This window comes from Anaerobium acetethylicum, from assembly GCF_900096945.1.
GTDB lineage: Bacteria > Bacillota > Clostridia > Lachnospirales > Lachnospiraceae > Anaerobium > Anaerobium acetethylicum.
The window spans coordinates 144,459-155,081 of record NZ_FMKA01000006.1; the positions used below are offsets into that span (position 1 = coordinate 144,459).

Below are 10,623 nucleotides of genomic sequence, written 5' to 3' on the forward strand. Positions count from 1 at the left end.
GCTCTTTCCGTTATGTATGGATTCTTTTAATTAGTCTTCGATGTTTCTTGCTTCGTTGATACCGCTGGCTAAAGATTCCATTAAGGATAGTTCTTTGTCTGTAAAGCTATCCATGTATTTCTCTATCTGTAATCGTCGGGTGCTTTTTACCAAGTTATTAGCAGGTAAGAAAAATTCATCAACGGAAACATGAAGTAACGATACAAGGTCATAAAGAACTTGTATGCTGGGGTGTTGCCCTTTATTTTCAATATTAGTTAAGTACCGTGGGTCAATTTCAATCAATGCTCCCACTTGTTCACGAGTTAAACCTCGTTTCAATCGAGCTTCTTTAATGGCTAAACCAAAGGCTCTAAAATCATATTTATCTTCTTTTTTACGCATAGTAGACCACCTCTATACATTTTATTGTTCCTACTGAATTAAAAACAGGTATAGAAAAACGTGTTATATGGTTTATAGGTTTATATTTAATAAAAAGCACTACTAAACGCCAATAAAAAAAACCGTTATATGGTAGTGCTATTTACGCTGTTAAAATATTGTATATTACTTCCAAATGGCGGTTTGTTGGAGGTCAACGTCGCCATGAAGTACATCATATACAATAAATTTCCTTACATTGGGTTCTTGTCAAAAAAAGTCGTCTATCTGCAATAGATAAGTACGTCCACCAATGTGGTTTTATAAATCATATAGATAGAATAACAGAAGCATGTAAACAGAGAAATAAATCTGTTTATATGCTTTTTTGGCTATTCAGAACTTTTTTACAAAGTTTATTTATCAGTAATGCAACAAATCCCCCTTTCACATTGGGACTAAGAGTGAAAGGAGATAAACGAGCAAGGCTCACTTCCTTTCCTAGACAGAAAGGGGGTGAGAAACATGAAACCATCTTCTTTTCAGACCACAATAGAAAATCAGTTTGACTATATCTGTAAACGTGCTATGGAAGACGAGCGAAAGAATTATATGCTTTATCTTTCAAGGATTGCAAAGCGTGAGGTGTCCTTTTCGGATGTTGGCGATTATCTTGTTAGCCAGTTTGCGACAACAGATAACTATTCAACTGACTTTCAGATTTTTACACTCAATGGGTTATCAGTAGGCGTTGAAAATGATTTGTTGAGTGAAGCATTACGTGAGTTGCCAGACAAGAAACGTGAAATTCTACTGCTGTTTTACTTTATGGACATGAGCGATTCAGAAATTGCAGACCTGTTGAAATTGAACCGTTCTACTGTCTATCGGCATAGAACCAGTGGACTAGCCTTAATTAAAAAGTTTATGGAGGAATTTGAAGAATGAAAACACAATATCCTATGATTCCCTTTCCTCTCATTGTAAAGGCAACAGATGGCGATACCGAAGCGATTAACCAGATTCTACATCATTACAGAGGGTACATAACGAAGCGTTCCCTACGACTTATGAAAGATGAATATGGCAATCAAAGTATGGTCGTTGATGAAGTCTTACGTGGAAGAATGGAAACCAGACTGATTACAAAGATTTTGTCATTTGAAATTAAGTAATATCCTCTCTCCTTTCGTGGAAGCGTGCTAAACCATTCCACGCTTCCCGAACAGGGAGGTTTGTTATTCCACCAAAGCATATTGAGCTTTCAATGTGTTTTGATAGGCTAACGAGCCATTGTTCTTTGAAAACTGAATAAAAGTAATCGAATACGTTTCGATAAGAAAAGAGCCAACGGAACTAACCGCCATGACCTATCTTATAAAGATAGCGAGCGATTCATGTTAGTGATCCGAGAAGCAATCTTTAGCAGGATTGCCTGCAACGACATTCTTATCGTGATAATGATACTCCCATACAGTCAATAGTCCGAGCGTGATAAAACCGTCGCAGGCAATGAGTATGGCTACATGAGAACCATGCAGGGGTGGAACTCCCGTGAGCTTTGCTAAAGCTGTTCGATTGCTGGTAAAACAACTTTTATGAAATCCAAATAAGTGATTTGGAAAGGAGGATTTTATGAAGCAGACTGACATTCCTATTTGGGAACGTTATACCCTAACCATTGAAGAAGCGTCAAAATATTTTCGTATTGGCGAAAACAAGCTACGACGCTTGGCAGAGGAAAATAAAAATGCAAATTGGCTGATTATGAATGGCAATCGTATTCAGATTAAACGAAAACAATTTGAAAAAATTATAGATACATTGGACGCAATCTAGCGTCGCCAAAGGGTCTTGTATATGATAAAATAGTATTAAGTCGTATCAAGGCTCTTTCCATAAAGGAAAGGAGCAAATGCCATGTCAGAAAAAAGACGTGACAATAAAGGTCGAATCTTAAAGACTGGAGAGAGCCAACGAAAAGACGGAAGATACTTATACAAATATATAGATTCATTTGGAGAACCGCAATTTGTTTACTCGTGGAAACTTGTGGCTACAGACCGAGTACCAGCAGGAAAGCGTGATTGTATCTCACTTAGAGAGAAAATCGCAGAGTTACAGAAAGACATTCATGATGGTATTGATGTTGTAGGAAAGAAAATGACACTCTGCCAGCTTTACGCAAAACAGAACGCTCAAAGACCAAAGGTTAGAAAAAACACTGAAACTGGACGCAAATATCTTATGGATATTTTGAAGAAAGACAAGTTAGGTGTAAGAAGTATTGACAGTATTAAGCCATCAGACGCTAAAGAATGGGCTATTAGAATGAGTGAAAATGGTTATGCTTATCAAACCATCAATAACTACAAACGTTCTTTAAAGGCTTCATTCTATATTGCTATACAAGATGATTGTGTTCGGAAGAATCCATTTGACTTTCAACTGAAAGCAGTTCTTGATGATGATACTGTCCCTAAGACCGTACTAACAGAAGAACAGGAAGAAAAACTGTTAGCCTTTGCAAAAGCTGATAAAACCTACAGCAAAAATTATGATGAAATTCTGATACTCTTAAAAACAGGTCTTCGTATTTCAGAGTTTGGTGGTTTGACACTTCCAGATTTAGATTTTGAGAATCGTCTTGTCAATATAGACCATCAGCTATTGAGAGATACTGAAATTGGGTACTACATTGAAACACCAAAGACCAAAAGTGGCGAACGTCAAGTTCCTATGGTTGAAGAAGCCTATCAAGCATTTAAGCGAGTGTTAGCGAATCGAAAGAATGATAAGCGTGTTGAGATTGATGGATATAGTGATTTCCTCTTTCTTAATAGAAAGAACTATCCAAAAGTGGCAAGTGATTACAACGGCATGATGAAAGGTCTTGTTAAGAAATACAATAAGTATAACGAGGATAAATTGCCACACATCACTCCACATAGTTTGCGACATACATTCTGTACCAACTATGCAAATGCAGGAATGAATCCAAAGGCATTACAGTACATTATGGGACATGCTAATATAGCCATGACGCTGAACTATTACGCACATGCAACATTCGATTCTGCAATGGCAGAAATGAAACGCTTGAATAAAGAGAAGCAACAGGAGCGTCTTGTTGCTTAGTAGTACAAATGAATTTACTACTTATTTACCACTTCTGACAGCTAAGACATGAGGAAATATGCAAAGAAACGTGAAGTATCTTCCTACAGTAAAAATACTCGAAAGCACATAGAATAAGGCTTTACGAGCATTTAAGAAAATATAAAAAGATAATTAGAAATTTATACTTTGTTTATCTAAAAAATATAGAAGAATTTTGTTTTATTACAGGAAGTCCACTTTCCTTTTGGGCAAGCAAAGCTGCTGTAAATTCATTTCAAGATGGTAAATCTCTAGCTGACATGTGTAGCCCTAAAGTTGGATTACAAACAGGTGATGTAGATTTATTTGTAAGAAAATGGTTTGAATGTTCAACTGAAAACTTATGTTTAAATAATGTGATTATGAAAGAAAAAAGTGTATGGTTTCCATATAATAATGGTGGAGAATTTAGAAAATGGTACGGGAACAATGACGAGGTAGTTAACTGGAAGGATGATGGGATTTACGTGATTAACCATATTAATAAGGCTGGAAAAAAGGGAGCCAGGCCACAAAATAGAGATTACTATTTTAGAAATGGTGCTACTTGGTCTGCAATATCAAGTAGTTCATTTTCTGTCAGATTATTTCCAAAAGGTTTTTTGTTTTCGAATGCTGGAATGGCTATTTTTGCAGAAAGAGCAGTTTTATATTATATAGTTGGGTTCTTAAATTCTAAGCTTGCACAAAAATACTTAGGTTTTTTTAACGAAGGGTTGAATTATAATCAAGGAGATATATCCAAGCTTCCGATCATATTATCAGAGAAATATATTTCTGACACAATTGATTTAGTTGCTAATAGTGAAGTGATTTCTAAAATGGATTGGAATGCTTTCGAATCATCCTGGGAATTTACAAAACACCCATTTATAGATTCATCAAATTTAAAAAATGCATTTGAAAAGTGGAAAAGAGAATGTGAAAAACGCTTTTGTCAACTCAAAAAAAACGAAGAAGAAATAAATCGTATATTTATTGATATTTATGGCTTGCAGAACGAATTAGGTCCAGAAGTAGAAGATAAAGATATAACAATTTATCAAGCTGACTTACAAAAGGATATAAAGAGTTTTATATCTTATGCAGTAGGTTGTATGTTTGGGCGATATTCACTTAATGTTGAAGGACTCATATATGCAGGAGGTGAATGGGACGATGGCAAATATGGTGATTTTGTTCCAGATAAAGATAATGTTATTCCTATTTCTGACGAAGAGTACTTTGAGGATGACATACTGGGATTATTTGTTGAATTTGTAAAGATGGTCTATGGAAAAGAAACCTTGGAAGATAATCTTGCTTTTATTGCAAGTGCTCTTGGCAATAAAGGAAATACCTCAAGAGAAATTATCCGAAATTACTTTCTGAAGGACTTCTACAAGGATCATTTGAAAACATATCAAAAGCGTCCGATTTATTGGCTTTATGATAGTGGTAAAAATGATGGTTTTAAGGCGCTTGTTTATATGCACCGCTATACTGAGGATACAACAGGAATTGTTGTGTTGATTATTTGCATAAAATGCAAAAAATTTATATGAATGAAATAGAACGAATGCAGGAAATGGTTGATAATTCATCTAATTCTAAAGAAGTTGCTCAAGCAGAGAAGAGAAAAGAAAAGCTAGTTAAGCAATTAAAAGAAACAAAAGAATATGATGAAAAAATAGCCCATCTCGCACTTAGCCGGATTGACATTGATTTAGATGATGGTGTAAAAGTAAACTATGAGAAAGTACAGACGGGACAGGACGGAAAGAAACTTGATATTCTTGGGAAGATATAGGGGGTGATGAAATGGAAAAGAAAGTTGTATTATCAAGAATTGCATTATTGCTTGATACGAAATCTATCATCATAAAAAAGCATTGCTTAATTATTTTCCGGAAGATTTATCGCAAAATTATGAACAGATGGAAAGCTTTTTTGGCTTTATGCTTGAAAATAGAGGGGATTATTTTAAGGAACGTATCAAAGAACTAGAGAAAGAAGCAGAGCATTTACAGATGCAAAAACAAGAAATTAAAGAAATAATAACACTTAGTACAAGGATCTTCCAGAATACTCAGATTGTTGACGATATACATAATATTAACGAACAACTTAATATAGAATATTTGAGATTAGCTGATGTGAAAATGAAAATTGAAAAATATAATGAAATTAATGATTTGACCAAACAATCAAATGAAAAAGGTAAAGAAATTCTTGAAAAGACTATTGAGTATGAAGCCGAATATAATCAGTATAGTGAAAATATTGAAAATATTGAAACGCATTTCCAAAACCTTGTTCAAGCTGCATATGGTGAAGATGGAGTTCTAAATTACAGCTACGAGAATGACGTAAAGAAGAGATCAAGTACTGGACGTATAAAAATTTGCTGCCAAATTGCTGATGAGAATTCACATGGTCGTTTATATATGAAAATAAACATGTTTGACCTAGCCCTGTTTCTTAATCGAATTGATAATAATACAGGGTGTGATTTGTTAATTCACGATGGTTCTTATTGTAAGCCTAATCCAGGGGCAAAGGCTAAAGTTGTTAATTATGTAGATAACTATTTGAAAGACGCTGAGAAGGGGCAGTATTTTATCACAATAAATAAGTCCGAAGTGGAAGAAACGGATTTAGAAGATTTTCGAAAGAAGAAGATGATTGTAGCTGCAAATTCCGCTTCAACTGAACGCGTATTCCGCTATCAGCTGAACATTGATTCCGATTGTTTCTGAACATGTTTCCGGTTCAGTCTGAACAATAAATATAACAAAGTGTTATAGTCATTTCGTAGTTAATAATTAATTGCGAAAGGAGACTTATTTATGCAAGACTACAACACTATCATTGGCACCATTCAGATGCGTCTGAATAAGTGCCCAACAAGATCCGTAATGGATCGTTACAAGATTGGCTCAGGTACAGTAGCACTGATTATGAGCCGCTATGAATCCGGTGGGTTTTCTATTGAAGATCTGCGGATGATGCCACCAAAAGAGGTTGAGTCCTTATTCTATCCGCAGACGAATCTGCAGCGAAAGGATATTCCTTTACCGGATTGTCAGTATTATTATGACCGTATTCATTCCCCAAGCAGTAAAGTGAATATCTCTTTCTGTTGGTTGGATTACAAGGAAAAGAATCCAGACGGATACGAAAAGTCACAGTTTTATGAGTATTACAACAAATTTATAGATGCGAATTATAGTGGTGAACACGCTTCTATGCCTGTGAATCGCAGGCCCGGTGAAAAGATGTATATTGACTGGGTTGGCGACCAACCTGAACTTATTACCGATGTAGAAACAGGTGAGATTCAAAAAGTCCATTTGTTTTTAACTACACTTGGTGTAAGTAGCCTTATGTATGCCGAAGCATTTCCTAATGAAAAGCTTCCTTCATTCATTGAAGGCTGTACACATGCCGTATCTTTCTATGGTGGTGTTACAAAATATTTTGTTCCAGATAATCTCCGGACTGCTGTAACAAAGCACACCAAGGATGAGTTAATTCTACAATCCAGTTTTTCAGATTTGGAAGATTTTTATGGAACGATTATACTTCCACCGCCTGCAAGAAAACCCAAAGGGAAACCTACAGTTGAAAATCATGTACGGTACCTTGAAACGCATCTGGTAGAAAAGTTAAAAGAAAACATCTATACATCGTATGATGAATTGAATGCTACAATTAAAAAAATAGTAGCAGCCCTCAATGTAAGACCTTTTCAAAAACAAGCTTTTCTTACCAGACAAGATGCCTTCGAGAAATATGACAAACCGTGTATGAAACCACTGCCAGGCGGATGCTACACAACTTGTGACTATAAAGCTGTTGCAAAAGTTCCTAATAATTACCACATCGAGTATGACGGCCACTACTACTCCGTATTGTACTCTTATTGTGGAAAGCCCGCAATTCTGAAAGCAAGACCATCGGAAATCAGAATCTGCGATCAATACAATCGATTAATCTGTACTCATAAACGAACTTATCGTGAGTTTCCGCTGTACATTACAGCGGACGAACATATGCGTCCAGAGCACCTTTACTATAAAGAAGTTAACTCTAAAGACGGGAATTATTACCGCCGCTGGGCATCAGCAATCGGTCCATCTATGTCAGAGTTGATAGAACGAGTCCTCAAATCTTCCAAGCACGAAGAACAGGCTTACAATGCATGTGCTGGTATTTTACATCGTCTAAAATCCTTGCCACAGGGCATTGCAGAAGAAGCCGCAAGAAAGTGTATTGAAATGAATTCATGTAGGTATTATACCTTTAAGCAGATCTTGAAAAAGATGGATGCAAAAGAGCTTCCGGAGAAATCCTCCGGAACACTTCCTACACATGAAAACATACGAGGAAAGGACTACTACAAGTAAAGGTGAAAAATAATGGCATATAGACTAAAAGAATACAGTTACAATGATAAACTCACTAAAGATCAAAATCTGCTACTGGATAAACTATACAAGCTTCGTATGTCCGGTATGGCTGAGGAACTTGAAAACCAACTGCTGAATCCAAACACTGGTCTTGAATCATTTGAAACAAGGTTCTCGGATATCGTAAACTTTGAATGGTCACAGCGTGAAAATAAGAAGTTCAACCGATTATTAAAACAAGCAACACTGAAATATCCTTCAGCAGATCTGGATCAATCGTTATACGAACCAGAGAGACAGCTTAACACGCGTGTTATTGAACTTCTAGCTGATTGTAATTGGATTGATGAACCAAATAATCTATTGATGACTGGCGGAGCCGGTGCTGGTAAAACATATCTTGCCTGTGCCTTATGCATTACTGCATTGCATCAAATGCGGACTGTGAAATATATCCGTGCGAATTATCTTCTGCAGGAAGCTGAGCATGCTCGTTTGGAAAGCGCTTATTATGAGTATTCCAATAAGATGGCAGCATATGACCTACTAGTAATCGATGACTTTGGACTTATGGATCTTGATATGTCTAAATGTCGTGATCTCTTTGAGATTATTGAATCAAGAGATTGTAGAAAATCAACAGTAATTATTTCGCAAATACCTGTAGCGAATTGGTACATGCTCTTCGGTGAAAATACATATGCAGATGCCTGCCTAAGCAGGATGACATCAAAGGCATATCGACTTGATTTTCCAGGTCGTGACAGACGTGTAAACAACAGTAACTAATCAATCAGCTGAGCTCCGCTCAGTTTCAAGCGGAATAGCGCTCCGTTCCTTTGGAACGGATGCGCAGATTTCGCGGAATATGCAATTGTAGCTGAATTTGATAGAGAGCATGGAGATGAGCACCGTTTCTTTGGCTGTAAGTATTAATGATTTATATGGAAAGTTGTAAATGTGCCTCAATTATTCAACACGAGATGCCGATGATGGCAAAGATTATGAGATAGAGTAAAAAAGTGGGAACTTCTTAATATAGTAATGCTTAAGTAAAGTTCCCTCTGTTTTTAATTTGAAAAGGTAAGGTTGACACGAAAAGTTATAAAATATATAATTTACTCAATATTAATGAAAGGACGTTGCACATGGAAGAGATAAATGACAATCTATATCATAAGATTATTCAATTATATCAAGAAACTTCTTCTGTAAAAGAAACAGCAAAGAAGTTAGGCACATATCCTATCAAGGTACGTCGTGTCCTTATTACTGAAGGTTTATGGAACAGCAATACAAGTGTTCAGATAGGTTCTCTATATGCAAGGGGATTATCTGTTGCTGAGATTGCAAAACAGCTTTTTATATCTGAAAAGAATGTTCAATCGTATCTTCCATATAGCAGAGGACAATATGGCGGAGACAATCGAAGTGATGAAGCTGTGCGAAGTGAAGTGTATCGTGAACGAATGCATGTAGCTGAAAGTTCACAAATAAAGAAGCTTAATCAAAATACTAATCAACATATGAATCCAGATAAAGAAATGGAGAATAATCGAATGGATAAATTAGATATATTAAAGGAACGTACCAGACAGTTGGCAGAAGATCGTCCTATCCCTTATGCCATAAGACTTCATTTAGAATTGGACATGGAAGACAAGGCATTGGGAACAAATGAATTAGGCATACTTGTACAATATGGAAAAATGACGAACAATATATCAAGAGATATCATTGTTCCGGGAGATATTACTCTACATGCACTTCATTATGCAATAAACAGAGCTTTCGGATGGCAGAATAGTCATTTGCACAGTTTTCATCCATATGAAGATGATTATAATATGATGATTAAATCAGGGAAACTTACAGATTGGGCTAAACTTGCAGGCATGTATTTCCGTTTTCCATGTGAAGATTATGAAGATATTTATTGGGATGATGATTATAAAGCTGGGATTAGTGTGAAAAACTGGATGAGGAAAAAATATACCGGACCATATTATTATGGAGGAACTAGAGAATATTTCTATAGGTGTCAGAAGGATGTAAAAGAGTTATATGAGTGGCAGCCTACCTTAGAAATAAGAAAATCATTCGGAGAATGGATGGATGAATGCAGAGAGCTTACTGAAAAAACAGGAGATAAGGACGCAAAAGCAAATATGATAAAACGCATTGCGCCAATTACAGAGGTGACAATTACAGAGCTTGCAGACAGCATTACTTTTGAAGGTGGCTTTGATGAACTAATAGAAAGACTTCCAATCTATGACATTTTACTTATGCCAGGAATGATACAAAACTTTGATTCTTGGGATTTTTCTAATAGACTAATACTGAAAAATTCAGAAAAGGAAGAGATATGTCTTGCTCCAGTCACATCACCTATTCTAAATGCAATCCGTTACTGGTACGATTATGGTGACGATTGGAATGTAAAAATAACTGCGACGGCATGTTATGAGACAAAGGAGAAGTATAAAGCATCTGGAAACCCAATAGAACCAATGGAAGAACACCGACCAGTATGCGTGGATGCAGATGCACTGCCAGTATGCGATGATATTGGTGGAATTTATGGATATTGTAATATGCTTGAAGTTCTTCACGGAGAAGATTTAGAAGAAAAAGAATCTATGAAAGAATGGGCTAGAGGTATGGGTTGGACTGGAAGAAAGACAAATCCTCCAAATATTTTATAGAA

Annotated in this window: 11 protein-coding genes; 10 read left to right on the forward strand and 1 reads right to left on the reverse strand. The window is 36.1% G+C overall.

Translation table 11 applies throughout. The features are described from left to right. Window positions 1–30 precede the first annotated feature (30 nt). Window positions 31–384, reverse strand: a complete 354-nt coding sequence (locus BJR36_RS07750; RefSeq protein WP_001227347.1) for a helix-turn-helix transcriptional regulator — start codon at window positions 382–384, stop codon at window positions 31–33. A gap of 504 nt (window positions 385–888) precedes the next feature. Here BJR36_RS07750 and BJR36_RS07755 point away from each other — a divergent pair. From BJR36_RS07755 to BJR36_RS07805, 10 genes are all read left to right on the forward strand, one after another. Then, entirely contained in the window at window positions 889–1,311 is a 423-nt protein-coding gene (locus BJR36_RS07755; protein ID WP_000804885.1) for a sigma-70 family RNA polymerase sigma factor, read from the forward strand. Beyond that, window positions 1,308–1,538, forward strand: a complete 231-nt coding sequence (locus BJR36_RS07760; protein WP_000857133.1) for a helix-turn-helix domain-containing protein — start codon at window positions 1,308–1,310, stop codon at window positions 1,536–1,538. The genes BJR36_RS07755 and BJR36_RS07760 overlap by 4 nt, the downstream gene beginning before the upstream one ends. Window positions 1,539–1,998: 460 nt before the next feature. Then, window positions 1,999–2,202 carry an excisionase gene (locus BJR36_RS07770; protein ID WP_000814511.1) on the forward strand — a complete coding sequence of 68 codons (204 nt, stop codon included), beginning with the start codon at window positions 1,999–2,001 and terminating at the stop codon, window positions 2,200–2,202. 81 nt (window positions 2,203–2,283) lie between these two features. After that, window positions 2,284–3,501: a tyrosine-type recombinase/integrase gene (locus tag BJR36_RS07775; RefSeq protein ID WP_001291561.1), complete on the forward strand. Its 1,218-nt coding sequence runs from the start codon at window positions 2,284–2,286 to the stop codon at window positions 3,499–3,501. Between the two features lie 203 nt (window positions 3,502–3,704). After that, window positions 3,705–5,066, forward strand: a complete 1,362-nt coding sequence (pglX, locus tag BJR36_RS07780) for a BREX-1 system adenine-specific DNA-methyltransferase PglX (RefSeq protein ID WP_242875498.1) — start codon at window positions 3,705–3,707, stop codon at window positions 5,064–5,066. After that, window positions 5,063–5,311: a hypothetical protein gene (locus tag BJR36_RS20695; RefSeq protein WP_139133526.1), complete on the forward strand. Its 249-nt coding sequence runs from the start codon at window positions 5,063–5,065 to the stop codon at window positions 5,309–5,311. The genes pglX and BJR36_RS20695 overlap by 4 nt, the downstream gene beginning before the upstream one ends. An 82-nt stretch (window positions 5,312–5,393) precedes the next feature. Further along, window positions 5,394–6,260 (forward strand): DUF2326 domain-containing protein, encoded by an 867-nt coding sequence (locus BJR36_RS07790; RefSeq protein WP_139133527.1) that lies wholly within the window; start codon window positions 5,394–5,396, stop codon window positions 6,258–6,260. 90 nt (window positions 6,261–6,350) lie between these two features. Beyond that, window positions 6,351–7,910, forward strand: a complete 1,560-nt coding sequence (gene istA, locus BJR36_RS07795) for an IS21 family transposase (RefSeq protein WP_091232364.1) — start codon at window positions 6,351–6,353, stop codon at window positions 7,908–7,910. A 12-nt stretch (window positions 7,911–7,922) separates the two neighbouring features. Further along, complete coding sequence (locus BJR36_RS07800) at window positions 7,923–8,702, forward strand: ATP-binding protein (RefSeq protein WP_091232365.1); 780 nt, start codon at window positions 7,923–7,925, stop codon at window positions 8,700–8,702. A 359-nt stretch (window positions 8,703–9,061) separates the two neighbouring features. After that, on the forward strand, window positions 9,062–10,621 hold the full coding sequence (locus BJR36_RS07805; protein WP_091232368.1) for an IS1096 element passenger TnpR family protein: 1,560 nt from the start codon (window positions 9,062–9,064) through the stop codon (window positions 10,619–10,621). The last annotated feature ends 2 nt before the right edge of the window (window positions 10,622–10,623 follow it).

Excerpts from the sequence above, each read along its gene's own strand:
- BJR36_RS20695 (WP_139133526.1), top strand. The coding sequence starts at position 5,063 with ATGAATGAAATAGAACGAATGCAGGAAATGGTTGATAATTCATCTAAT.
- BJR36_RS07775 (WP_001291561.1), top strand. The coding sequence starts at position 2,284 with ATGTCAGAAAAAAGACGTGACAATAAAGGTCGAATCTTAAAGACTGGA.
- istA (WP_091232364.1), top strand. The coding sequence starts at position 6,351 with ATGCAAGACTACAACACTATCATTGGCACCATTCAGATGCGTCTGAAT.
- BJR36_RS07770 (WP_000814511.1), top strand. The coding sequence starts at position 1,999 with ATGAAGCAGACTGACATTCCTATTTGGGAACGTTATACCCTAACCATT.
- BJR36_RS07800 (WP_091232365.1), top strand. The coding sequence starts at position 7,923 with ATGGCATATAGACTAAAAGAATACAGTTACAATGATAAACTCACTAAA.
- BJR36_RS07760 (WP_000857133.1), top strand. The coding sequence starts at position 1,308 with ATGAAAACACAATATCCTATGATTCCCTTTCCTCTCATTGTAAAGGCA.
- BJR36_RS07755 (WP_000804885.1), top strand. The coding sequence starts at position 889 with ATGAAACCATCTTCTTTTCAGACCACAATAGAAAATCAGTTTGACTAT.
- BJR36_RS07750 (WP_001227347.1), bottom strand. The coding sequence starts at position 384 with ATGCGTAAAAAAGAAGATAAATATGATTTTAGAGCCTTTGGTTTAGCC.
- BJR36_RS07805 (WP_091232368.1), top strand. The coding sequence starts at position 9,062 with ATGGAAGAGATAAATGACAATCTATATCATAAGATTATTCAATTATAT.